The sequence below is a fragment of the Ruegeria sp. AL12 genome (assembly GCF_056540885.1).
The window spans coordinates 1-24,077 of the sequence record NZ_JBQFXN010000002.1 but is presented as its reverse complement, the minus strand read 5'-3'; the positions used below and the strand labels follow the sequence as shown (position 1 = coordinate 24,077).

Genomic DNA, 24,077 nt, shown 5'->3' with positions numbered 1-24,077 from the left:
TTTTGTTGCTTTTTGTTGCTTTGCGACTTTTGATGACGACATGTCATTTGAAATGGGTGGACGCATGACAACGCATTCGGTCAGACATCTCATCATTGGCGGGGGCATCATCGGATGCTCCATCGCGTATCACCTCGCACGGTCCGGTGAGACGGATGTTGTTCTTCTGGAAAGGGCGTCCCTGACCGAGGGGGCCACCTGGCATGCGGCGGGCCTTGTCGGGCAGTTGCGGTCATCGCGCAACACGACGCGGATGCTGAAACGGTCCGTGGCGCTGTATGATCGTCTGGCCGAAGAAACCGGGATGGAATTCGACTGGAAGAAAGTCGGAAGCCTGCGCCTGGCGGCAAGCAAAGAGCGGCTTCTGGAAGCAAAGCGCCTGGCGACAATGGCCCGCAGCTTTGATCTGGAGATGGAAATAATCTCGGCCGCCGAAGCCAAGGCGCTTTTCCCCTATGTCGACGCGAAAGGGTTGGAGGGCGCGGCTTTTATCCCGTCGGACGGTCATGTCGATCCCGCAGGCTTGTGTCAGGCAATCGCATCCGGCGCCCGGATGCACGGTGCCCGGATCCGCCAATCCGTAGAGGTCACCGATTTTGAAATCCATAACGATCGCATCACCAAAGTGATGACATCTGAAGGGGATTATGAAGCGGACACCGTCGTTCTGGCCGCAGGAATGTGGAGTCGCGAACTGGCCGCGAAACTCGGGGTCGTTGTCCCGGCCTGCGCTGTCGAGCATCAATACATCGTAACAGAACCCCTGCCCGACCCCGATCTTGTAAAACGCCTGCCAACCCTGCGGGATCCCGAGCGGCTGGTGTATTACAAACCGGATGCAGGCGGGAGGCTTGTGATCGGCGGGTATGAGGACAACACGCTGCCATTCGGCGACAGGGGTATTCCGGGCGCGTTTGTCCGGCAGCTTTTGCCCGACAACCTGGAGCGGTTTGCCCCCCTTGCCGAACTGGCAGGCCAGGTTACGCCGGTCGTCAACACGGTTGGAATCCGGCAGGTGATCAACGGCCCAATCCCATATTCCGCAGATGGCGATTTTGTCATGGGATGGGCGCCTGAACTGCGAAACTTGATGCTGGCGACCGGATTTCTGTACGGCATCGCGGCAGGTGGTGGCGCAGGAGAGATGATCGCCGAGTGGATTGTCGAAGGCCGCCCGAGCCTTGATCTGTGGCCTCTGGACGTGCGCCGGTTCAGTCCGCATCACGCCACGCGCGCCTTCATGTATCCTCGCGCGGTCGAGCATTACGCGCATCACTACAAGATGCGATATCCGGGGCAGGAAGCGGAAACGGCCAGAGACCTGCGCCTGTCGCCCCTGCATGAGCGGCTGAAACAACATGGCGCGGTGTTCGGATCAAAAAATGGCTGGGAGCGGCCGCTCTGGTTCGCTCCGGCCGGTGTAGAGCCGGTGGATCGGTTGGATTTCCTGTCACCGGGTTGGAAAACCTATGCCGAACAGGAACACAAGGCCGCGCGCGACGGGGTCGTTCTGATCGATCAAACCAGTTTCTCAAAGTTCGAACTGATCGGCCCCGGCGCACTGGAAGCCCTTCAAAACCTTGCCGTTTCAAATATGGACAAGCCGGATGGCACGGTGATCTACACCCAATTGTGCAATGATCGCGGAGGGGTTGAAGCCGATATCACCGTCACCCGATTGGGGCGGGACCATTTTTACATCGTCACCGGGTCCGGATTCGGCGTGCATGACGCGGATTGGATCCGACGTCACCTGCCCCGCGACAGGCGCGCGCAGCTGGTCGAAATGACGTCGGCACGCGCCGTCATCAACATTTGCGGCCCCAAGGCGCGGGATGTGATGCAGGCCGTCGCGGAAGAAGACGTCTCGAACCTTGCATTTCCCTTTGCAACGGCCCGAGAGATCACCTTGGGAACGACAAAGGTCCGCGCGATCCGCATAGGTTACGTCGGAGAGCTGGGATGGGAGCTGCATATCCCGACCGAGTTTGCCCTGCATGTCTATGACCTGCTTTGGCAGGCCGGTCAAAGCCATGGCATCCGCGACATCGGCTACCGCACCATCGAATCCTTGCGGCTGGAAAAAGGGTATCTCTACTGGAGCGCCGACATCACCCCCGACTATTCGCCAATCGAGGCGGGCCTTGGCGCGCGGGTCCATCTGAAATCCAAACAGGGCTTCATCGGGCGACCGTTGCTGGAGGCGCAGAAAGCGACCGGTACTGACCGGCAGCTCTGTACGTTCATCACCGATGAGCGGCTGCCGATCACCGGAGGAGAGACCATACTGCATTCCGGCAAAACAGTCTCGCTGGCGTGCAGTGGTGGCTATGGGTTTACCGTCGGCAAGACCATCCTCTACGGTTATCTGCCTGCGGGATTGGCTGGTGGGTCAGAATTCGAAGTGGAGGTGTTCGGAGAGCGTCACCCCATCCAGCGTGTGGACGGGCCGCTTTACGACCCGGCAAACAGCCGTTTGAAAGCCTGAGGGAGAGAGCGATGCAAAACGAGCCGAAACTTGAGATCATGCAAGCCCTTCGCAACGTGGCGGGGTTTGACACCCTTGCCGAGGCGGACCTTCGCACCTACCGGCTGGGCGGGTTGACCAATCTGGTTTACCGCGTCGAAGGCGGGCCGAGGACGGTGATCGTGCGCATCCCCGGCGAGGGCACCGAAGCCTATATCGACCGCGCGGTCGAAATCCACAATGCGCAGGTGGCGGCAAAAGCCGGGGTCGGCCCCGAAGTTCTGTGGGCAGACGCGTCATCCGGCGTGATGATCAGTGATTGCGTTCCCGACATCGTCACGATGACACCCGAGATGTTTGCGACGCGCCCCGGGTCTGCCGCCCGAGCGGGAAAGTCGCTGAGGCAGCTTCACGATGCCCCCGAGCCGTTCAAGTTTCGGTTCGAGCTGTTTTCGATGATCAACGACTACATGAAGGTACTTGCAGACAAAAACGCGACCCTGCCGGACGGATACGCGGACGTCGTGGCCGAAGCGGCCCCGATCCGCGAGGTGTTGCGGGACAAACCCGGGACATTGGTCCCGAGCCATTGCGACCCTCTGTGCGAGAATTTTCTGGATGACGGCCAGCGCATGTGGATCGTGGATTACGAGTATTCAGGCATGAACGATGCCCTTTGGGATCTGGGTGATCTGTCGGTCGAAGCCGGGCTGAACGGCGAACAGGAGCTGGAAATGTTGACCGCCTATTTCGACGGCCCGCCGAGCGAGGCTCAGATCGGGCGCATGGTGATCTACAAAGCCATGTGCGACCTGCTGTGGACGCTGTGGGGATTGATCCAGCATGCGGATGAAAACCCCGCCGAAGATTTCTGGGCCTATGCCACGAACCGGTTCGAGCGGTGCAAGTCCCTGATGCTGGCCCCGTCCTTTGCGGCCCATGTAAAAGCCGTGGCCGAGGAATAGGGTTTCATCCACAGCCAGATCCGCTCTGGATACCGGATGATTCCTGAGTTATCTCAGATCTTTGAGCCGCTTTCCCTGATACCTGTATCCCAATGAAGAACGGGCGGACAAAAATCGGTATGCGCCTGGAGCGTAAGTGTATCTGTTCGAAGCACATTTGCGCGCTTCGGCTCTTTGCTGGCGACGGGGTTGAATCTGCTTTTCTGCCCGGCACCTCATGTCGGCCACGGCACTTTAGCACCTCTGTCAGCCTTGACGTGACGTCAGCGGCAGACCGGCAGATTCGGTCGTTCTGTCGCCCTAAAGCCTTGCCAATTAAGTCAACTTGAGACTTGAACCTTATGATTTTTCAGGAAAAGCGCGTGACGTCGTGGTAATTTAGACGTATATCGACCAATCAATGTAACAAGTTAACAGTGCTGCCAGTTCCTGCTATGGATTCAGTATGAATTCCTCTCTAATTTTGGATTATACATATTCATTATGTATATGTATTAAGGGGAAAACAGGGGGACAGTTATGGAAGGAGTCGCAAGACAATGACGCGAGTCCTTGAGGCATCACCGCGCATTTCAAAAGTCCTTCATCTGGCAGATCTGAATGACTATGCCACTCTGTTTCAGAGAGAGGGCGTTGACGATGACATTCTGGACGAATTGACTGATCCGGAACTGCGTGATCTCGGGTTGACGGTTGGTGAAAGGAAGCGCTTTCGAAAGGCGCAGGCCACGCTGAAATCGCAGGAAGCGTCGAAGCGGCCCGAAGTCCAGTCCAAGGCCGAGCGTCGGCAACTGACTTTGGTTTTCTGCGATCTTGTGGGGTCGACACGGCTGGCTCAGCGATATGATCCGGAAGACCTGATGCAGATCATGAACCTGTATCTGGATACGGCGATCGGCACCCTGAAACAGCACGGCTGCCATCTGGCCTATCGGCAGGGCGATGGCATCATGGTGTATTTCGGATACCCGAAGGCCATGGAAGATGATGCCGAACGGGCCGTACGAGCCGTATTGGAGACCATCGAGGCCGTTCAGAACCTTGAAAACGAATTTGGAGAAAAGCTCGACCTGCGGGCAGGCATTGCGACCGGAATGGTTGTCGTGGGCGTTGTTTCTTCGAAAAGCCTGGGGTCCCAAGACTTTCTGGTGGGTGAAACGGCGAATCTTGCATCCCGCCTGCAGGGGCTGGCCGAACCGGGTGAAGTGATCATTTCTTCAGAGACCTGGAGGCTGACCCAGGGTGCCTTTAAATTCGAACCACGTGGCAGCCACGAGCTGAAAGGCTTTGACAATCAGCGCAAAGTGTATCGCGTGGTGTCCGAAATCATGTCCACCAGCCGGTTCGACGCGCGGGTGGGTCAATCTGCGGTCGATCTTGTCGCCCGGCATGATGATCTTTCAACCCTGACCCGGCTTTGGAGCGAAGCGCAGGAAGGCTCGGGCCGGCTGGCGCTTGTCGGGGGGGCTGCGGGAATCGGCAAGTCGAGGCTGATCAAGTCACTGTCGGAAACAATCGGGGTCAAACCCTTTACATTGCAGTGCATCCCGCACCTGACCAGTCTTCCGCTGCACCCGATTGTCGGAGAATTGAGGCGCGTTTCGGGCGACAAATCAAATGACAGTATCCGGGCGGCGATTTCGGACTTCGTGCAATCGGCCTCTCGGCTGAGTGACGCGGACTTGCCCGTTCTTCTGGATCTGGCAGGTATCGAGACCGGCGCCCCGTCAGAATCCGACCCGTTGAAGAAGGCGCGCAAATCCCTTGACGTGATGCTGCGCAGTCTGGGCAGCCTGTGTGACAGGCGCGGCACGTTGTTGTTGGTGGTCGAAGACGTTCATTGGGCCGATGCGACCACGTTGGATGTACTGGATGCTCTTGCATCCGCCTTGAGCAACTTTCCGGTACTGGTGGTTCTGTCGCACCGACCTGAATACGAACCTCCGGAACATTTCGAAAGCCGAGCCGCGCGCATTGATCTGTCTCCGCTTGGCAATACCGAGGCATCCGAACTGGTTCGGCGCGTGGCCGAGCCGTACAGCCTGCCTGTCATCCTGATCAGGCAGATCATCGAGAAGGCGGATGGCGTGCCGCTGTATATCGAAGAAATGACAAAGGCGGTTCTGGACCAGCTGCCCCAGGATGCCCCGATCAACGCCGAAGTTCTGGATGCGCTGAGCGTCCCGGCCACCCTTCAGGATTCGCTGATGTCGCGTCTTGACCGGATGGAACATGCCAAACCAGTCGCCCAGCTCGGATCGGTCATCGGGCGCAGTTTCACCGCTCAGATGATCCACGCGGTGGCACATGAAGACATGGATGTGGAAAGCGCCCTCATGCAGCTTATGGCGGCTGGCGTCGTGCTGATCACCAGCGATTCAGGGTCGGCCACATACACGTTCAACCACGCGCTGGTTCAGGATACGGCCTATAACTCGTTGCTACGGGAAGACCGGCAGAAAGTGCATCTAAAAATCGCCCAAGCATTGCTGGACGGCCACAAGGCATTCGGAATCCCGGCCCCCGATACCGTCGCGCATCACTGCGATCTTGGCGGATTGAAGGATGAGGCTGTCACGAATTGGGTCACAGCAGGTGAACTGGCGTTGTCCCGACTGGCGAACCTGCCCGCGATCTCCGCTTTCCGGGCCGCCCTGCGCAACATCGGAACCATGAAGGCCAACGCGGATCGCGACGGTTTCGAGCTTCGGGTTCAGATGAACATCCTGCCCGCCTATATGGCGATCTACGGATGGTCGTCCGATCAGGTCGGCGAAACTGCCGCCCGGGCGATGGAACTGGCCCAGTCTTTGGGCGACGGCGAGACGCTTTTTGCCGCAACCTTCTGCCGTTGGACCCATTTCTTTGTTGCCGGTCAGATGAACCGAGCGATGGAAATGGGACAGGCGCTGGACATGATGGCCGGCATGTCCGAAGACCCCGTCGCCAATGTGCTGGCGGCGCGGGCGCTGAGCTTTACGCATTACTTCCGCGGGGAATTTGCGGAATGCGAACAACAGCTGGAGCGCGCATTCGCCCTGATCACACCCGAGCTGGATATGGCCATGATGCCCATGACCCAGTCTTCCACGGCCGCGTCATTGCTGGCCATTCAGGGATGCCTGCTGTGGCAGCAAGGAAAGTTCGAAAAAGCCGAGGCCGCGCGTCTGGAATCCATCGAGGTCAGCAGGGCGCTGAACCACGCACCCAACCTTGTCTACGTGATGGGCGCTTGCAGCATGTTCCTGCCCTATGCGGGGGAATGGGACCGGCTTGATGTAACGATGAAAGAAGCCAGAAAAGTCGCGGATGAGGAAGGGTTTCTTTACCTTCACGCGATGCAGGACATCTATATGGGCCTCGCGCAGGCCGGAAAGGGCGACATCGCAGGTGTTCCGGAACGCATCGAGACATGCATGAACCTGATTTCCAAATCTGGTGGGAACTTTACTTTTCCTCAGAATCAGATTGTTCTGTCTGAGTTGATGATTGATCACGGAGATGTTGACCAGGCTTTGGACCGGCTCGAAACCGTTTGCATTCCCGGCTGGGAGCGCGGCGAGACGTTGAACAAACCTGAATATCACCGTGTGCGGGCAAAGGCTTTTGCCGCAAAGGGGGACCTGGACGCTGCAATCAGCGAGGCGGAACAAGCGCTTTCGCTTGCGCGGGAGTGCCGTGGAGTTGTTCAGGAGCAGCGGGCCCGCGATCTGCTGGACAGATTGAAAGAAGAAAAATGAACAAGATTGACTGCCCCGCCAAATTGGGCAGCAGCACCGAGAGGGATTTGCAATGACCGATGCATTGGATTGGAATGAAGATCAGTGGAGCGCCGTGAAAAAGGCCGTCCATGATGAGGCGCTTCGCGCCCGGGTGGCCGCCAGTTTCCTGCCCCTGTACGGACCGCTGCCCGCTGACACGCAGTCCGTCCCGCTGAACAAGCTGGATCTGGTCGAGAACTCATCTGGTGCATCCAAAGAACGTCTTGACGTGAACGATTATGATACGCTGCGCCTTACCACCGTATCGGTGAACGTGTACCTGAAAGGCGCACAGGTGGCTGATCCGGAACTGACGGCGGCTCAGATCATGTTCCGCCGAGCGGCCGCCGTTGTGGCACGGGTAGAGGATGACATCATTTTCAACGGTCAACCCGGCACCGGACAGGCCCCCAAACACGCCGGCGGCGCGCCCGACTCATTGCCGCAGATCTATACGATCAGCGGCGGTGGCAAATATCCGGGATTGCTTGAAGCGGGCGAAGACAAACCCAAATCTACGTCCAAAAAGAACTATAGCGGAACCGATGTTTTCGAGGCCGTCGTCGAGGGCATCAGCACGCTGGAAACGCATGGCTATCTGGGCCCCTATGCCTGTGTGATGGGCAACGGTCTTTTCCGTGCGGTCACGACCCCGCTGCCGAATTCGATGGTGCTGCCACGTGACAGCATTTTCCCGTTCCTGGACGGGCCGTTGCTGCGTTCCAGCACCCTGCCCCCGGACAAGGCAGTGCTTGTGTCCCTGCTGGGTGCACCGGTGGAAATCGTCGTGCCCTCGGATATCGCCGTGAAGTATCTGCAAACCTCTGCCGAGGGCGAGCACGTCTTCCGCGTGCAGCAGAAGTTCCATCTCAGGATCAAGGAAGCCAAGGCCGTCCGCACCATAACCTGTTGACCGGAGATCGGGTCGTGCGCGAGTTTTCAGATCGGGGCGTGACGCTGCGTTGGTCCGAGGCGATCAACGCAGACGGTCTCAGTCGGGTGTTGGTGGAAGCCGGTCCATCCGTGTCGTCGCATGACACGCTGCGTCTGATCTGTTCGGAAGATGGCGGCCCCGAGCGTGCCATTCGCGGGTGGCCCTTGTTGCGGGACCCGCAAACAGGGTTTCAACAATTCTCAGCCATTCTGCCGTCGGTCAAACAGGAAAAAACCTTGTCCTGGCGTCCGGTGCTGACGTCGGGAGGGCGCGAATATGACCCCGGGCCCGAAAAGGCAATTGAACCTGCCGCACCGGAACCGGCAAAAACCGCAGGGACGCCGCCGGTACTGGAACATGTCGCAAAATTTGTGGTGCCGTTCGAAAGCAGTTTTCACCCCTCGGGCGAGACGCCGGACGGGATTTGGCTGCACTTCGCCATCAAAGAAGGGGGCACCGTCGAAGGCCCGCATCTGAAAGGGGTGATCGAACCGATCGGAGGAGACTGGATGCGCGTGCGGCCCGATGGTGTGGGGCTGCTTCATGCAAAGGCGCTTATCAGACCGTCCATCGGACAAGCCCCGATCCTGTTCGAAGATACGGGTGTGTGTGACTTCGGCCCGGACGGATATGCGGCATTGTCCAAGGGCAATCTTCCCGCTTCGGCTCCGGTACGGCTTGCGCCGCGTTACCTGACCTCGAATCCGCATTACAGCTGGATGAATCGGGTGCAGGGCTTTGGCATTGGCGAAGCCAGCCTGTCAGACATCACCCTGCGCTTTGACGTCTATTCCGCGAAAGGAATTTCCGATGCCTGACAAGGTTGTCATTCTTGGGGGAGGCGTGGCTGGCATGAGCGCCGCGCATGAACTGATTGAACGCGGGTTCGAGGTGGAAGTCCACGAACGCCAGTTGATCCCCGGCGGCAAGGCCCGCAGCATCCCGGTGATGAAGGGTGAAGGGGATCATGGCTCGAAGGCGAAACACATCAAGGCGCTGGAAAAATGGGCCGAGATGGATGGGGCCAATTATCCGCCCGGCGTGAAACGGCCCTGGCTGCCCGGTGAACATGGGTTCAGGTTCTTTCCGAACTTTTATCGGCATATCACCGACACGATGGCCCGCACGCCGTATTACGACAAGGGCACGTGCTTTGACAATCTTGTCCCGACCACGCAAGTTCTGGTCAGCCAGTTCGACAAGCCCGGCATCATTGTCCCGGAACGGTTCCCCCGCACGCTCAAGGATGTTGCGGATGCCTTCAAGACCATTGCCTTCGCGCTTTCGCCGAGGGACCAGATTGCGTATGAGGATGTCGAACATTTTGTTGCCTGCATGTGGCGGATCGCGACGTCCTGCAAGGAACGCCGGTTTGACGAATACGAACGGATCGGATGGTGGGATTTCATCGGCGCGCAGGACCGTTCGGAAGCCTATCAGAAGTTCCTTGCCATCGGCCTGACCCGTTCGTTGGTGGCCGCCAAGGCCACGACGGCAAGCACGAAGACAGTGGGGGACATTGCGGTTCAGCTTCAGCTGGGTATCGCCACGCCCGAACCCCACTGCAACAGGCTGCTGAACGGGCCCACCAATCTTGTCTGGATTCAACCGTGGCTGGATTACCTGACAAGCAAGGGGGTCGTGTACAATTTTGACTCCAAAGTCACCGGAATCGAGTGCCGGAACGGCAAGATCGTCGGCGCAACAGTCGAACAGGATGGCGAAGAAAAGCAGGTCACGGGGGATTGGTTCATCAGCGCCATGCCGATTGAACGCATGGCACCGCTTGTGACCCCGGAAATGATGGCGGTTGACCCCGCACTTGCCAAATTGCCTTTGCTGGCCGATGACGTGCAATGGATGAACGGCATTCAGTTCTATCTCACCAAGGATGTCGCGCTGACCCACGGCCACGTCATTTTCATCGACAGCCCATGGGCTTTGACGGCTGTGTCGCAAAAACAGTTCTGGCCGGGGATCAACTTCGAAAACTGGGCCGAAGGAAAGACCAAAGGCCTGCTGTCAATCGATATCTCCGAATGGGACAAGCCGGGGCTGAACGGAAAAACCGCGCGCGATTGCAGCCGGGAAGAGATCGCAAAAGAGGTTTGGGAACAGCTCAAGCGCAGCATCAACGTGGATGGCCAGACCATTCTGCGGGACGAGGATATGCATTACTGGTTCCTCGATCCTGATATCGTTCAAGACCCGAACGACCCCAAGCGTCAAAGCAATGTCGAACCCTTGTTGGTCAACCGTATCAACAGCTGGCGCTTGCGCCCGGATGCGGCCACGCTCATCCCGAATTTCTTCCTGGCATCGGATTACGTCCGCACTTTTACCGACCTTGCCACGATGGAAGGGGCGAACGAGGCCGCGCGTCGGGCCGTCAACGCCATTCTTCAACGCAGTGGATCGGATGCCGAGCCCTGCCAGATCTGGGACCTGCATGAACCCGACATCCTGAAACCGCTGCGCGCCTATGATTACGCCCGCTATCAGGCTGGCCTTCCGTGGGACAACCGGTTCGCGGTTGCGGTCGAAGCCGCGCTGAAAATGGGTCAGGACACGGCAGGAGTTGATCGTGGCGGTGATGGCCCTCTTGCCGCCATAGGGGAACCGGCGGCGGAATATTCAAAACCCGGCGGCATCACCGAGGAGCCAGCCATTGCCGAAGCGCTTCGAATGATCTGCCCCCCGAAAGAGCTGTTCGACCTCATCGCGAATTACGAGCCCACCGCGGATCTGCCGATCCCGGGGGATGAGCTGGCGGAAGATGTCGCGTATGATCTGGGTAGGGACAGCGGTCAATCAGGTGCCTTGTCCAGGGCGTTGCCAATTTCTGACGAACCGCTTTCTGCGTTTGGCGGCGGTCCGGAACGATCCGGCGCGCGGGAAGACAAAAGTCACGTGATCATCACCCAGAAGGGCTGAGCCTGTGAAATCCGGAACCGCGCATTTGGATCCTGCGGCGAAACAGGATTTTTTGAAAACCCTGACCTTCTACGGGGATCAGGCGCGCGAAACGCTTTTGGGCCTGTTGCCGACGGGTGAGCCTCAGGCCTATCTGTATGGTCCGATGCGCGACTACATCGAAACCTCGGGCAAGGGCTTGAGGCCCGCCCTGCTGTTGGCGACATGCGAAGCCTTCGGCGGAAACAGCGAAAATGCTAGGGTCTCGGCCGCGGTTCTAGAGCTGCTGCACAACGCTTTTCTGATCCACGACGACATCGAAGATCAAAGCGATTTCCGGCGCGGGCGCGAATGTATGCACAAGCGGCTTGGGGTTCCCCTGGCAATCAATACCGGCGACGGGATGCAATCGCTTGCCCTGCGTCTGCTGCGTCAGAACCTGGGTCCGTTGGGCCCGGAAACCGGTATGCGCGTGGTGGATGAGTTCGACCATCTGTTGCAGCAATCCATCGAAGGTCAGGCGCTGGAGCTTGGCTGGATCCGCGACAACCGTTTGAACGTCGATGCATCAGATTATCTGAGGATGTGTCTGAAAAAGACCTGCTGGTACAGTTTCATTCACCCGATGCGCATCGGGGCCCTGATTGCGCGGCCACATGATGTCGCGTCCGGCGCGCTGAATCTGGATGATTTCAACGCCTTCGGCTTTTTCCTAGGTGCAGCGTTTCAGATTCAGGACGACGTCTTGAATCTCGTCGGCTCACAGGACAGTTACGGCAAGGAAATCGGCGGCGACATCTATGAAGGCAAACGCACGCTGATGCTGGGCCAGCTTGGCCTGAAGGCGGAAGAGCCTGAACAGGCACGGTTGGCCGAGATGTTGTCAAACCCACGCGATGCCCGGTCGACGCAAGATGTCGCCTGGGTGCTGGAGCGCATGAGCCATTACGGCAGCATCCGCTATGCGCAGGACGCAGCGAATGATCTGCTGGCCGCGGCCCGTAATGAGTTCGCGCGGGTGTTCGCGGGCACAGAAGACGGGCCGCGCGCGTTTCTGGGACAGTTCATGGACTATCTGGTGACCCGTCAGGTCTGAGCGCCCGCCACCTCGAAAATCACCACAACCGAGGTCTGGTCCGTTCCGGTACAGGCGATCCGACCGTGATATTCACCGGGTTCGGAGAGGTCGGGTATAGTCACCGCAACAGCAACATCCGTTGCTTCCCCCGGTTCAAGCTGGATTTGTGGCGGGATCACACTGATGCGGTTGGCCGGCAGAATGTCGCCGTTCGGATTGGTCAGATCGCCCGGTTCGAACTGCATCTGAACAGGGGCCGCGCCTTCGGGTGCTTCAAAGGACAGCAGAATGGTGGCGGTGCTGCCGGGGTGACAGGATTTGCGACACCTGAACGGACCGTCCAGATGTTGCCGCGGGCCCCGCTCTGTTTCGAGCACGCGGCGCGCAATATCGGAAATCGGTTGATCGTCGAGCTGCGGCGCAATCGGGCTGACCGCCCGAGATGCACTAACATATGGTTTTCGTTCGAAATACGGCATGCCTAACTGTGCACGTGCCGTGCGGATCAGTAAATGGTAAATTCACGCTCTACGATCATGGTAAACGTCTGCCTATTTCCCTTTCCAGACCGGGTCTCTTTTCTCGGCAAAGGCGCGCGCGCCTTCCAGCTGATCTTCGCTGGCATAGAGAACGTCCACGGTTCTGAGCTGACGCTTGGTGATGCGGTTCATGGCATCCTGAAACTTGGCATCTTCGGCATCGCGTACGATTTCCTTGATCGCGGCATAAACCAGGGGCGGTCCCGAGGCCAACAGCCGGGCCAGTTCCCAGGCGCGGTCCATCAGTTGATCCGAGGTGACGATCTCGTTCACCAACCCCCAGCGATTGGCTTCCTCGGCGTCGAACCAACGGCCCGTAAGCAGCAACTCCATCGCGATGTGGTAAGGGATGCGCTTGGGCAGTTTGACGCTGGCCGCATCCGCGACAGTCCCCGAGCGGATTTCCGGCAGGGCGAACGTGGCGTGATCGGCGGCAAGGATCATGTCGGCTGACAAGGCCAGCTCCAGCCCGCCGCCACAGGCGATGCCGTTGACGGCCGCGATCACGGGTTTGTTCAGGTCGCGCAGCTCTTGCAAGCCGCCGAACCCTCCGACGCCATAATCCCCGTCTACCGCATCCCCGTCGGCCGCTGCTTTCAGGTCCCAGCCCGGGCAAAAGAACTTCTCTCCGCCGCCCGTCAGAATGGCCACGCGCAGCTCTGGATCGTCGCGAAACGCGGCGAACACCTCACCCATCCTGCGGCTGGTGACAAGATCGATGGCGTTGGCCTTGGGCCGGTCCAGCGTCACCTCAAGGATCGCTCCGTCGCGGCGGGTTTTGATCGGGTCCATATCTCAGGCCTTTCTTATCAGTGCATCCACGGCAACGGCCTTGTCCGGCGTGCACAGGAGCGGGTTAATCTCGACCTCGCCAAGCGTGTCGGCATTTTGCATGACATAGGCCTGAACGGCCTCGACTGCGGCGATGATTGCATCCATATCAGCCGCCCGTTGGCCGCGATAGCCTGCCAGAATCGGGGCGGTTTTCAATTTGCCAAGCGCGGCACGGATGTCCTCGGGCGTGCTTGGCACCAGCACCGACGCCGTGTCGCGCAGGATTTCGGTCAGCACGCCCCCCGCCCCCAATGTCAGGACAAACCCATGCGCCGGGTCACGGACGACACCGACCAGCAATTCGGCAACGGTTCCGGTGATCATCTCTTCGATCAGGATGCTATCTGTGCCAATTTCGGCTGCGACATCGGCCACATCCTCGGCCTTGATGCCCAGCCGAACGGCGCCGTATTCGGACTTATGCGCAAGCCCAACTCCTTTCACTGCAAAGGGTGCTTCCATGTCCTGCGCGGCCGAATGGGCCTCTGCCGGGCCGCAAACCGTGCGGCTTTGCGGAACTTGCAGGCCGCATTCGGCCAGCGCCCGTTTCGATTCGCCTTCGGTCAGGGTTTGGGTCGCCTCAGCCGTTCCAGGCAACCAGACAGGATGCGCGGACGGGGGCGAAATCTGACCCGCAGCGCGCGTGGCCGCCAGTGCTTCGCGCAATCCCATGAATGGAACGACACCACCGGCCATCAGCTCTTGCGCGACGTCTTCAGGCAGAAGTTCAGGCAGCGTCGCAACAATCGCAAACCGGGCGCCGGTTTCAGCACGCACTTTCAACGCAGCTCGGGTCGCGCAACTCCAGTCGGTCGGATCCGTCGTCGGATAGTCGACGATCGAGAACGTCAGGTCGATGTCGTCACCCGTCATGCCCGACCAGGCCTGTGCCATCGCCTCTTCGTCGCGCCAGATATACGTGTGATAATCCAGCGGGTTGTTCACCGCGACCATAGGGCCAAGCGCGTCACGCAAGCGCGCCCTTTTGTCATCGCTCAACTGCGGGAAACTCAGGCCCGTACCAACCGCCATATCCGCGATCAGGCTCGCCTCACCCCCTGAACAACTGATCGAAGCGATGCGGCCACCCGGCAGCGGCCCATAGCAGTGCAACAGTTTCAGCGTCTCAAGAAAGTCCGGCAACGCGGATAGACGCGGAATGCCCAGCCGGTCCAGAAGGGCCTGCGCGCCCGCATCGCTGCCCGCAAGAGACGCAGTGTGCGAGACCGTCGCGGCCTGTGCCTGTTCCGACGCACCCACTTTCAGGGCGACCAGCGGGATGCCCTTTGAATAAGCCTTGGCGGCCAGCGCCTCCCATTCCCGGATGTCCTTGAACCCTTCGATATGCAGACCCACGGCGGTGACGCGCGGATCATCGATCAAGGCCGAGGCGATTTCGGCCTGGCTGGTCTGGGCCATGTTTCCGCAGGCCATCATGTAGGCAATCGGCAACCCACGTTTCTGCATGGTCAGGTTGATCGAGATGTTCGAGCTTTGCGTCAGGATCGCCACGCCCTTGCCCACAGGGGTGGCCCCGTGCTGGTCCGGCCACAACAGCGCCCCATCCAACGCGTTGATGAAGCCATAGCAGTTCGGGCCAAGAATGGGCATGTCAACGGCTGCAGCAATCAGTTGATCCTGCAAGTCCCCGCCGGTGTCATCTTCGGCAACGGCCTCGGAAAAGCCCGATGCAAAGCACACCGCCCCACCTGCGCCCATACTGGACAGGACACGAACGGCCTCGATGGTGGCGTGGCGGTTGATACCGATGAAAACCGCATCCGGGGCTTCGGGCAGGTCCTCGATGTGGCCGAAAACCCTGTGGCCCGCAATTTCCGACGCTTTGGGATGCACCGGCCAGATATGACCGGCATAGCCCATGCGTTCGGATTGCAGAACAACCTGCTGACACCACGCGCCGCCACCGATGACGGCGATGGATTTCGGGCGCAGCAGCCGGGTCAGGTCTTTGTTCATGGTCAGGCGCCCAAGGGACGAAGAAGATCGCGGCTGATGATGTGGCGCTGAATTTCGCTGGTGCCGTCCCAGATGCGCTCGACCCGGGCATCGCGCCAGAACCGTTCGATCGGGAAATCGTCCATCAAACCCATCCCCCCGAAGATTTGCAGCGTGGTATCCGTCACCCTCGCCAGCGTTTCCGAGGCATAGAGCTTGGCCGAGGCAATCTCGCGGTTTGATGGCAGGTTTTGATCCAGACGCCACGCTGCCGCGAGTGTCAGCCAATCGGCGGCGTCGATCTCGGTGATCATGTCGGCGATCTGGAAACCGACGCCCTGAAACTTGCCGATGGGCTGGCCGAACTGCTTGCGCTCGGCCGCATAGTTCAGCGCATAGTCAAAGCAGCGCCGCGCGCGACCGACCGAAAACGCCGCCACCGTCAGGCGGGTTGCGTAAAGCCATTCGTTCATCACGGCAAAGCCGCCATCAACCTCGCCCAGGACCTGTGCGTCGGGCAGTCGGCAGTTGTCGAAATACAGGATATAGTTCTTGTAGCCCTTGTGGCTGACCGAGTTGTAACCCTCGCGCACTTCAAACCCCGGCGTACCGCGATCCACCAGGAAAGTGGTGATGCGTTTCTTCGGGCCCTTGGGGGTTTCGTCCACGCCGGTCGCGATGAAGACGATGAAGAAATCCGCATGTTCCGCGCCAGAGATGAAATGTTTCGATCCGTTGACAACCCAGTCGCCGCCATCGCGCACCGCCTGGCATTTCATGCCACGCACATCCGAACCCGCATCCGGTTCGGTCATCGCCAGGGCGTCCATCTTGTCGCCACGTACGGCAGGCAGAAGATACCGTTCGCGCTGCTCGTCGTTGCAGGCCATCAGGATGTTCTGCGGGCGCCCAAAGAAATGCGTCAGCGCCATTGACCCGCGGCCAAGCTCGCGCTCGACCAAGGTGAAATCCAGATGAGACAGACCTGCGCCGCCGACTTCCTCGGGGAAGTTGCAGGCATAAAAGCCCAGATCGATGCATTTCTGCTTGATCTGCTCACCCAGTTCAGGAGGCACGGTTCCCGAGCGCTCGACCGCGTCTTCATGAGGGTAGATTTCGTTTTCAACAAAGCTGCGGACCGTCGAGACGATCATGTCCTGTTCTTCTGTCAGACCAAACTGCATGGCGCGTGTTCCCTGGATCGGTGGTTGACCAACCAAACGCCATCGCTCATGGTCGCGACATGCAGAGTTGATATCAAATCATGCCAAATTCGAAAATTTTGACGCGACAATACAACATCCTGCTCTTCAACGGGTTTTCGAACCATTGCCTTGCAAACATGGTCGAACCGCTCAGGGCTGCGAACAACCTGTCGAGGCAGGTTTTGTATTCATGGCGTTTCTGTTCCATTGACGGAGACCCCGTGCAAAGTTCCAGCGGCCTTGTCGTTACACCGAATGGCTCAATCTCTGACCAGCAAGGCGACGTTCTGGTGGTCATGCCGTCTTATGGGTATCGCAAGCTGGACACGCGATCGACCACGCGCATCGTGCTGGCTGCGGCCCGGAAACACCGGCAAGTGGCCGGATTGGATACCGGCAGCTGGCTGCTGGCCCGCGCCGGTTTGCTGGATGAGCACCGGGCGACCATGCACTGGGACGAACTTTCCCGGTTCGAAGAAAGCTTTCCGGCCGTGGATGCGGTGCAGGAACGTTTTGTCATCGATGGCAACAGGCTGACCTGTTCCGGGGCGATGGCCGCCTTCGATCTGGCCTCGGCCCTGATCCGCAGGGATCACGGCCCTTTTTTGTCCATGGAAGTCGGGCATCTTTTGATGAGTCGAAATGGGCAGGATCATTACCCTTTGCCTCTGAAGTCCGAAGACACTTTGGTCAATCGCGCACTGGCTGTCATGCAGGCGAACCTTGAAACACCTCTTTCGATCAGGGAACTGGCCCGCAAGATCGGGTGTTCGCAAAAGCGGATCGAAATGCGCGTTCAGGCGGAGCTCAAAACCACGCCGCAGGCGCTGTACCGCCGGCTGAGGCTGAACCTTGCACGCAATCTGGCAGAAGATACCGAGCAATCCATCGCCGAAATCGCCGGCCGTTGCGGATATGAAAACGCCAGCGCCATGACGCGGGCATTCAAGGCAGAATTTGGCCAGACCCCGACGGCGTTTCGCCACCGAAGCCTGTCTGACGTCTGAATGGGGTGCGCATGGCGATGCCGGCTTTTCTGGAAAACCAAAGAACCTTGGGGGCTATTCCAGCGAAACCCAAAGCACCTTGGCGTCTTCTTCGCTGGTCGAAATACACCCATGTCCCATTCCGCTGTCATAATAAAGCGAGTCACCGGCCTTCATTGGCAAAGGGCGGTAATGTTCAGACACGAAGATGAGTTCACCGCTGAGCACATACATGAATTCTTCTCCGGAATGTCGGATCCACGTCTCGAACTCCGACAGGTCGCGCGCCTTGATTGTCGCGATATAGGGCAGCATTCGCTTGCTGGTCAGTTCGGGGCAAAGCAGTTCATGCAGGTAAGTGGGCGTATCCTTGATTTCCCCCTCGCCTTTCGGAGTGAAATCGCGGCGGCCTGAAATGCCGGATTGACCCGACTGAAGAAACAACTGCGGCGTGCTCATATCCAGGGCCTGTGTCAGACGCCGTACAATGTCAAAGCTTGGCTTCGTCTGGTTGTTTTCAATCTTGGACAGCGTCGAGCGCCCGATACCCGCAGCGCGGCCGGCTTCTTCCAGAGTCCACCCTTTCGCGCGCCGCGCATCGCGGATGGAGCGGCCCAGAGCCTCTCCTTCATCCAGAAGTTCCTGTCCGGAAACATCATTTCGGCTTTCGTCGCCCATTGAATTCCCCCTGTTTTATCAAAGGTTACATGCCTCCCAATATATACGCAACTTCTTGAATAAGAGATTTTTGTTGCCTAAAGCACATTATTTCCCCTATAGGAAACAAAGTTTCGCACTGAGGATTCGGGGCAAAAGGAGGAGACTATGTTCAAAACGTCGCTGATTGAGGCAGATCCCGTCATTGCCGCGTCCATCTCGCGCGAGGGTGAACGCCAGGCGGAACAGATCGAGTTGATCGCCTCGGAGAACATTGTCTCGAAGGCCGTGATCGAAGCGCAGGGTTCGGTCTTGACCAACAAATATGCCGAAGGCTATCCGGGCCGCCGCTATTATGGCGGCTGCGAATATGTCGATGAGGTCGAAGTCGAGGCGATCGAACGCCTCAAGAAGCTGTTTGGCTGTGAATATGCCAACGTTCAGCCCCATTCCGGCGCACAGGCCAACGGGGCCGTCAAGCTGGCGCTGCTGAACCCGAGCGACACCATTCTTGGCATGTCGCTGGATGCAGGTGGCCATCTGACCCACGGTGCGAAACCGGCGCAGTCCGGCAAATGGTTCCGGCCCGTGCAGTACGGCCTGACCGATGCAGGGTTGATCGATTATGATCAGGTCGCCGAATTGGCGCGGGCGGAAAAGCCCAGGCTGATCATCGCAGGTGCGTCCGCCTACTCGCAAAAGATCGACTTTGCCAGGTTCCGCGAAATCGCGGACGAGGTTGGCGCATGGCTGCTGGCCGATATGGCTCATATTGCCGGATTGGTGGCGACCGGCCTGCACCCCTCGCCCGTAGGACACGCACATATCGTGACCTCGACCACGCACAAAACACTGCGCGGGCCTCGTGGCGGCATCATTCTGACCAATGACGAGGCGCTGGCGAAAAAGATCAATTCTGCTGTCTTCCCCGGCCTACAGGGCGGCCCGCTGATGCACGTCATCGCAGGCAAGGCGGTGGCCTTTGGCGAGGCACTGAAACCCGAATTCAAGGAATACATGCAGCGCGTCGTTGACAGCGCATCGGCCTTGGCCAGCGTCATGATGGCGCGCGGATGTGACATCGTTTCCGGCGGCACCCAGAACCACCTGATGCTGGTCGATCTGCGCCCGATCGGCGTAACCGGCAAGGACGCCGAGGCGGCGCTCGAGCGGGCCGGCTTTACCTGCAACAAGAACAGCGTTCCCGGAGATCCGGAAAAACCCACCATCACCAGCGGCATCCGTCTTGGCACCGCCGCCGGGTGCAGCCGTGGCTTTGGCCCGGAAGAGTTCAGGCAGATCGGCCATCTGATCGGTGATGTTCTGGAGGCGCTCGCGAAGTCTCCTGACGGTGACGAAACCGTCGAAAAGGAAACCCGCAAACAGGTTCGCGCACTTTGCGCAAGCTACCCGATCTACTGAAAGTGCGCGAAATGAATACCTATGACCTCATCGTTATCGGGGGCGGACCGGGCGGCTATGTTGCCGCGATCCGCGCGGCTCAGCTGGGGCTGAAAGTGGCCTGTGTCGAAGGGCGCGGCGCACTGGGCGGTACCTGTCTGAACGTGGGGTGCATCCCCTCCAAAGCGTTGCTGACCTCCTCGGCCAAATATGCCGAGCTTGCACATCTCTCCTCCCATGGCATTGCGGTCGAGGGGGCCAGCATCGACGTCAGTGCGATGATGGGGCGCAAGGACAAGATCGTCGGTGATCTGACCAAGGGCATCGCGTTCCTGTTCAAGAAGAACGGCGTCGATCTGATCGAAGGCTGGGCCAGCATCCCGGCCACTGGTCAAGTCAAGGTCGGCGACAGCGTATACGAAGCAAAGAACATCCTGATCGCGACCGGATCCGAGCCGACCTCACTGCCGGGGATCGAGATTGATGAGCAGGATGTGCTCAGTTCGACCGGTGCAATCGCGTTGCAGAGCGTTCCGGATCATCTGGTGGTGATCGGTGCAGGTGTCATCGGTCTGGAACTTGGGCAGGTCTGGGCGCGTCTGGGCGCCAAGGTCACCGTGGTCGAATATCTGGATCGCGTTTTGCCCGGCATCGATGGCGAGATCGCCAAGCTGGCGCAGCGGGCGCTGTCCAAACGCGGCTTGAAGTTCCAACTGGGTCGAGCCCTCAAATCGGTTGAGAAAACCGCGGCTGGCCTGACCCTGACCGTAGACCGCGTCGGCAAGGACAAGGAAGAAGTGATCGAAGCCGACAAGGTTCTGATCGCTGTGGGCCGCCGCCCGGTGACGCGCGGGCTTGGGCTGGAAGAGCTGGGCGTGGCCGTGAACCCGCGTGGCTTCATCGAAGTCGACAGCACATTCCAGACGTCGGTGCCCGGGATCTATGCCATTGGTGACTGTGTTCCCGGCCCGATGCTGGCCCACAAGGCCGAAGAGGACGGCTTTGCCTGTGTCGAGATGCTGGCCGGCGAAGCCGGTCATGTCGATTACAACACCGTGCCGGGTGTGGTCTACACCGATCCCGAAGTGGCCTCGGTTGGTCAGACCGAAGAGGCCCTGAAAGACGCAGGCGTCGAATATGTTGTCGGCAAGTTTGCCTTTATGGCCAATTCGCGGGCGCGTTCGACGGGTGAAACAGATGGCGCGGTCAAGGTTCTGGCCGGTTCTGATGGCAAGATCCTCGGAGCCCATATCTGCGGTGCCCATGGCGGCGATCTGATCGCCGAGCTGGTACTGGCCATGACCAAAAGCGCGACCGTCGCCGAGGTTGCAGCAACCTGTCATGCGCACCCGGCGATGGGCGAGACGGTCAAGGAAGCCTGCCTCGATGCCATGGGCCGCGCAATCCACGCGTAAGTGAGGACAGCCAGATGACCATCCAGCTTCGACCACGTCACCCGGAAAAGGCCAAGAAGGCCGACAGTGTCATCCCGCGCAAACCGAAATGGATTCGCAAGAAGAAGATCGAAAGCGCCGCGTATTACGAAACCCGGCGTCTGATGCGGGATCACGGTCTGGCAACAGTCTGCGAAGAAGCGGCCTGCCCCAATATCGGCGAATGCTGGTCCAAGCGCCATGCAACCATGATGATCATGGGCGAGATCTGCACGCGGGGCTGTTCGTTCTGCAATGTGGCCACCGGCCGCCCCGATGCGCTGGACGCGTTCGAACCCGGCAGGGTTGCGGCGGCGGTCAAGAAACTGGGCCTGCGCCACGTGGTGATCACGTCGGTTGATCGCGATGATCTGGCCGACGGCGGGGCCGAGCATATCGCCCAGACAATCCGCGCCGTACGCCATCAGAACCCCGGCACCACTGTCGAGGTTCTGACCCCCGACTTCCTGGGCAAGGGCGACGCCGCAAAAATCGTCTTTGACGCAGCGCCGGACGTGTTCAACCACAACCTGGAAACCGTCCCGCACCTGTATCCGACGGTTCGCCCCGGCGCGCGCTATTATGCCTCGCTTCGGCTGTTGGACGATGCCAAACGCTCGAACCCCGAGATTTTCACCAAGTCGGGTCTGATGGTCGGGCTGGGTGAAACTCTGAACGACGTGCGTCAGGTGATGGATGATCTGCGCGCGGCCAATGTCGATTTTCTGACAGTCGGGCAGTATCTGCAACCGACACCGAAACATCATCCGATTGACCGGTTCTGGTCACCCGAGGAGTTCGCCCAACTGGAACAGATCGCCCGTTCCAAGGGCTTTTTGCACGTGTCAGCCACGCCGCTGACCCGTTCATCGTTCCATGCCGACGAAGATTTCACTGCTCTCAAGCAGGCCCGCCAGCGGGCCATCGCGACCGGGGCATAAACCAAACGCAAATGGGAGGGAAACCATGGAAGCGTTAAATTCAATCGTAGGGGCCATCAATGGCGTCGTATGGGGGCCGATGATGCTGGTTCTCATCCTCGGCGTTGGCTTCTTCCTGCAGGTCGGGCTGAAATTCATGCCGATCCTGCGCATTGGCACAGGCTTCAGCCTGTTGTTCAAAGGCCGTGAAGGTCAGGGCGAAGGGCAGATCAGCCCGTTCAACGCACTGATGACTTCGCTGTCGGCGACCATCGGTACAGGTAACATCGCCGGTGTGGCCACTGCTGTCTTCCTGGGCGGTCCAGGCGCCTTGTTCTGGATGTGGATGACCGCCCTGGTGGGCATGGCCACCAAATATGCCGAAGCCGTCTGTGCCGTAAAATATCGCGAAAAAGATGAACTGGGCAACTATGTCGGCGGCCCGATGTACTACATCAAGAACGGTCTTGGTGCGAAATGGGCCTGGCTGGGCGTGGCTTTTGCCCTGTTCGGCGCAGTTGCCGCCTTCGGCATCGGCAACGGTGTGCAAGCCAACGGCGTTGCTCAGGTGCTGGAAGCCAATTTTGGCCTGAACACCTCGGTCACTGGCGTTGTTCTGATGGTTCTGACCGCAGCCGTTATCCTGGGTGGAATCACCCGCATCGGTGCGGTTGCTGGTAAGCTGGTCCCCTTCATGGCCGTTGCATATATCATCGCGGGCCTGCTGGTTCTTCTCATCAACATCGGCAACATCGGACATGCGCTGTCGCTGGTCTTTACCTATGCGTTTACCCCGTCCGCCGCCGAAGGTGGTTTCGCAGGTGCAGCCGTCTGGGCCGCCATCCGCTTCGGCGTGGCACGTGGTGTGTTCTCGAACGAGGCCGGTCTGGGTTCGGCCCCGATCGCACACGCCGCTGCCGAGACCAAAGGTCCCGTCAACCAGGGTCTGATCGCGATGCTGGGTACGTTCATCGATACCATCATCGTCTGCTCGATCACCGGTCTGGCCATCATCGCTTCGGGGGCATGGACATCGGGTGAATCCGGTGCGGCGCTGACCAGCCACGCGTTCGAATTGTCGCTGCCAGGTATCGGCGGGTATCTGATCGCCATCGCTCTGTCGATCTTTGCCTTCACCACCATCCTCGGCTGGTCGTTCTACGGCGAGAAATGTGTCGAGTTCCTGCTGGGCGTAAAATCCCTGATGCCCTACCGCGTTCTGTGGATCGTGATGATCTACTTCGGCGCAACCGCGGATCTGGGCTTCATCTGGCTGCTGGCCGATACGCTGAACGCCATGATGGCCATCCCGAACCTGATCGCCCTGGCGCTGCTGAGCCCGATCGTCTTCAAACTGACGAAAGAGTTCTTCGCCTCGGGCGGCAAGTCCGAAGAGCCGGGCGGCACACCTGCCGAATAAGCTCGGCCCGACCAAAACGGGGGGCCATCCCGGCCCCCCGCCTTTGAAACCGAATTCAATATCTCGAGGAGAGACGTGATGGCCACGAAAATCCTGCTGCCCATTGATCACACCGACGACCGCTCGTGGAAACTGGCCCTGCCGACCGCCTTGGAACAGGCAAAATTCTACGGTGCCGAACTGCATGCGGTTGCCGTCATCCCCGAGATCATCCAGCTGCCAAACCTGCCCGCCAACTATGGTGCCGGCGCAAAGGACCACGTGCGGGGTGCGGTTCAGGCGATTCTGGATCATGCCAAGGCTTCCGACGTGCCGGTCCATGTCGAAGAAGGCAGTGTTTACCGCGAAATCCTGAAGCTTGCCTACAAGGAAGGCTTTGATCTGATCGTAATGGCATCGACCAAGGGCGATTTCCCGAACTACGAGATTGGCCCGAACCTGGCCCGTGTCGTGCGCAATGCGCATTGCACCGTTATGGTCGTCCGCGACCAGTCCCGCTGATTGAAAGGTTGAAGAAATGACCACACCGAAGCGCACGCCTCTCCACTCTTTGAACGTCGAGCTTGGCGGGAAGATGGTTGATTTTGCTGGTTGGGAGATGCCTGTTC

Annotated in this window: 18 protein-coding genes; 13 read left to right on the top strand and 5 right to left on the bottom strand. The window is 59.2% G+C overall.

Features of this window, described 5'->3' with window-relative positions; translation table 11 throughout:
* Positions 1-64: 64 nt before the first annotated feature.
* The 7 genes from ACR0C6_RS07985 (at position 65) to ACR0C6_RS07955 (ending at position 12,136) form a co-directional block, all read left to right on the top strand.
* A complete protein-coding gene (locus tag ACR0C6_RS07985) occupies positions 65-2,488 on the top strand; it encodes a GcvT family protein (protein WP_480446459.1) in 2,424 nt (807 codons plus the stop codon).
* Positions 2,489-2,499: 11 nt separating this feature from the next.
* Positions 2,500-3,432 carry a choline/ethanolamine kinase family protein gene (locus ACR0C6_RS07980; protein WP_480618831.1) on the top strand — a complete coding sequence of 311 codons (933 nt, stop codon included), beginning with the start codon at positions 2,500-2,502 and terminating at the stop codon, positions 3,430-3,432.
* 539 nt (positions 3,433-3,971) lie between these two features.
* On the top strand, positions 3,972-7,172 hold the full coding sequence (locus ACR0C6_RS07975) for an adenylate/guanylate cyclase domain-containing protein (protein WP_480618830.1): 3,201 nt from the start codon (positions 3,972-3,974) through the stop codon (positions 7,170-7,172).
* A 52-nt stretch (positions 7,173-7,224) separates the two neighbouring features.
* Positions 7,225-8,106 (top strand): encapsulin, encoded by an 882-nt coding sequence (locus ACR0C6_RS07970; RefSeq protein WP_480618829.1) that lies wholly within the window; start codon positions 7,225-7,227, stop codon positions 8,104-8,106.
* Between the two features lie 14 nt (positions 8,107-8,120).
* Complete coding sequence (locus ACR0C6_RS07965; RefSeq protein WP_480618828.1) at positions 8,121-8,945, top strand: DUF3237 domain-containing protein; 825 nt, start codon at positions 8,121-8,123, stop codon at positions 8,943-8,945.
* Positions 8,938-11,061 (top strand): hydroxysqualene dehydroxylase, encoded by a 2,124-nt coding sequence (locus tag ACR0C6_RS07960; protein WP_480446464.1) that lies wholly within the window; start codon positions 8,938-8,940, stop codon positions 11,059-11,061. Before ACR0C6_RS07965 ends, ACR0C6_RS07960 begins: the two co-directional genes overlap by 8 nt.
* Positions 11,062-11,113: 52 nt before the next feature.
* Positions 11,114-12,136, top strand: coding sequence for a polyprenyl synthetase family protein (locus tag ACR0C6_RS07955; RefSeq protein ID WP_480446465.1), 1,023 nt, complete (start codon positions 11,114-11,116; stop codon positions 12,134-12,136).
* On the opposite strand, the gene ACR0C6_RS07950 is transcribed toward ACR0C6_RS07955, so the two are convergent.
* From ACR0C6_RS07950 to ACR0C6_RS07935, 4 genes are all read right to left on the bottom strand, one after another.
* A complete protein-coding gene (locus ACR0C6_RS07950; RefSeq protein WP_152460398.1) occupies positions 12,127-12,597 on the bottom strand; it encodes a hypothetical protein in 471 nt (156 codons plus the stop codon). The two genes, ACR0C6_RS07955 and ACR0C6_RS07950, sit on opposite strands and share 10 nt — an antisense overlap.
* Positions 12,598-12,669: 72 nt before the next feature.
* Positions 12,670-13,449 carry a carnitinyl-CoA dehydratase gene (locus tag ACR0C6_RS07945; protein WP_480446466.1) on the bottom strand — a complete coding sequence of 260 codons (780 nt, stop codon included), beginning with the start codon at positions 13,447-13,449 and terminating at the stop codon, positions 12,670-12,672.
* A gap of 3 nt (positions 13,450-13,452) precedes the next feature.
* On the bottom strand, positions 13,453-15,468 hold the full coding sequence (locus tag ACR0C6_RS07940) for an acetate--CoA ligase family protein (protein WP_480446467.1): 2,016 nt from the start codon (positions 15,466-15,468) through the stop codon (positions 13,453-13,455).
* Positions 15,469-15,470: 2 nt separating this feature from the next.
* Positions 15,471-16,631 carry an acyl-CoA dehydrogenase family protein gene (locus tag ACR0C6_RS07935; protein ID WP_152460401.1) on the bottom strand — a complete coding sequence of 387 codons (1,161 nt, stop codon included), beginning with the start codon at positions 16,629-16,631 and terminating at the stop codon, positions 15,471-15,473.
* 80 nt (positions 16,632-16,711) lie between these two features.
* On the opposite strand from ACR0C6_RS07935, the gene ACR0C6_RS07930 reads away from it, so the two are divergent.
* Positions 16,712-17,659 (top strand): GlxA family transcriptional regulator, encoded by a 948-nt coding sequence (locus ACR0C6_RS07930; protein ID WP_480618827.1) that lies wholly within the window; start codon positions 16,712-16,714, stop codon positions 17,657-17,659.
* A gap of 54 nt (positions 17,660-17,713) precedes the next feature.
* On the opposite strand, the gene ACR0C6_RS07925 is transcribed toward ACR0C6_RS07930, so the two are convergent.
* Positions 17,714-18,316, bottom strand: coding sequence for a helix-turn-helix domain-containing protein (locus ACR0C6_RS07925; protein ID WP_171228866.1), 603 nt, complete (start codon positions 18,314-18,316; stop codon positions 17,714-17,716).
* 147 nt (positions 18,317-18,463) lie between these two features.
* Here ACR0C6_RS07925 and glyA point away from each other — a divergent pair, with 147 nt between their 5' ends.
* The 5 genes from glyA to ACR0C6_RS07900 all read left to right on the top strand — a co-directional run bounded on the left by glyA (position 18,464) and on the right by ACR0C6_RS07900 (position 23,970).
* On the top strand, positions 18,464-19,717 hold the full coding sequence (glyA, locus tag ACR0C6_RS07920; RefSeq protein ID WP_480618826.1) for a serine hydroxymethyltransferase: 1,254 nt from the start codon (positions 18,464-18,466) through the stop codon (positions 19,715-19,717).
* A gap of 11 nt (positions 19,718-19,728) precedes the next feature.
* Entirely contained in the window at positions 19,729-21,111 is a 1,383-nt protein-coding gene (gene lpdA / locus ACR0C6_RS07915; protein WP_480618825.1) for a dihydrolipoyl dehydrogenase, read from the top strand.
* Between the two features lie 14 nt (positions 21,112-21,125).
* On the top strand, positions 21,126-22,070 hold the full coding sequence (gene lipA / locus ACR0C6_RS07910) for a lipoyl synthase (RefSeq protein WP_171232056.1): 945 nt from the start codon (positions 21,126-21,128) through the stop codon (positions 22,068-22,070).
* A gap of 25 nt (positions 22,071-22,095) precedes the next feature.
* Positions 22,096-23,469 (top strand): alanine/glycine:cation symporter family protein, encoded by a 1,374-nt coding sequence (locus tag ACR0C6_RS07905; RefSeq protein ID WP_171119391.1) that lies wholly within the window; start codon positions 22,096-22,098, stop codon positions 23,467-23,469.
* A gap of 78 nt (positions 23,470-23,547) precedes the next feature.
* Complete coding sequence (locus ACR0C6_RS07900; protein ID WP_152460407.1) at positions 23,548-23,970, top strand: universal stress protein; 423 nt, start codon at positions 23,548-23,550, stop codon at positions 23,968-23,970.
* Positions 23,971-24,077 lie beyond the last annotated feature (107 nt).

What these genes read in the sequence shown, in the direction of transcription:
- ACR0C6_RS07985 (WP_480446459.1), top strand. Translation starts at nt 65, where the DNA reads ATGACAACGCATTCGGTCAGACATCTCATCATTGGCGGGGGCATCATC.
- ACR0C6_RS07980 (WP_480618831.1), top strand. Translation starts at nt 2,500, where the DNA reads ATGCAAAACGAGCCGAAACTTGAGATCATGCAAGCCCTTCGCAACGTG.
- ACR0C6_RS07975 (WP_480618830.1), top strand. Translation starts at nt 3,972, where the DNA reads ATGACGCGAGTCCTTGAGGCATCACCGCGCATTTCAAAAGTCCTTCAT.
- ACR0C6_RS07970 (WP_480618829.1), top strand. Translation starts at nt 7,225, where the DNA reads ATGACCGATGCATTGGATTGGAATGAAGATCAGTGGAGCGCCGTGAAA.
- ACR0C6_RS07960 (WP_480446464.1), top strand. Translation starts at nt 8,938, where the DNA reads ATGCCTGACAAGGTTGTCATTCTTGGGGGAGGCGTGGCTGGCATGAGC.
- ACR0C6_RS07950 (WP_152460398.1), bottom strand. Translation starts at nt 12,597, where the DNA reads ATGCCGTATTTCGAACGAAAACCATATGTTAGTGCATCTCGGGCGGTC.
- ACR0C6_RS07945 (WP_480446466.1), bottom strand. Translation starts at nt 13,449, where the DNA reads ATGGACCCGATCAAAACCCGCCGCGACGGAGCGATCCTTGAGGTGACG.
- ACR0C6_RS07940 (WP_480446467.1), bottom strand. Translation starts at nt 15,468, where the DNA reads ATGAACAAAGACCTGACCCGGCTGCTGCGCCCGAAATCCATCGCCGTC.
- ACR0C6_RS07935 (WP_152460401.1), bottom strand. Translation starts at nt 16,631, where the DNA reads ATGCAGTTTGGTCTGACAGAAGAACAGGACATGATCGTCTCGACGGTC.
- ACR0C6_RS07930 (WP_480618827.1), top strand. Translation starts at nt 16,712, where the DNA reads ATGCCAAATTCGAAAATTTTGACGCGACAATACAACATCCTGCTCTTC.
- ACR0C6_RS07925 (WP_171228866.1), bottom strand. Translation starts at nt 18,316, where the DNA reads ATGGGCGACGAAAGCCGAAATGATGTTTCCGGACAGGAACTTCTGGAT.
- glyA (WP_480618826.1), top strand. Translation starts at nt 18,464, where the DNA reads ATGTTCAAAACGTCGCTGATTGAGGCAGATCCCGTCATTGCCGCGTCC.
- lpdA (WP_480618825.1), top strand. Translation starts at nt 19,729, where the DNA reads ATGAATACCTATGACCTCATCGTTATCGGGGGCGGACCGGGCGGCTAT.
- lipA (WP_171232056.1), top strand. Translation starts at nt 21,126, where the DNA reads ATGACCATCCAGCTTCGACCACGTCACCCGGAAAAGGCCAAGAAGGCC.
- ACR0C6_RS07905 (WP_171119391.1), top strand. Translation starts at nt 22,096, where the DNA reads ATGGAAGCGTTAAATTCAATCGTAGGGGCCATCAATGGCGTCGTATGG.
- ACR0C6_RS07900 (WP_152460407.1), top strand. Translation starts at nt 23,548, where the DNA reads ATGGCCACGAAAATCCTGCTGCCCATTGATCACACCGACGACCGCTCG.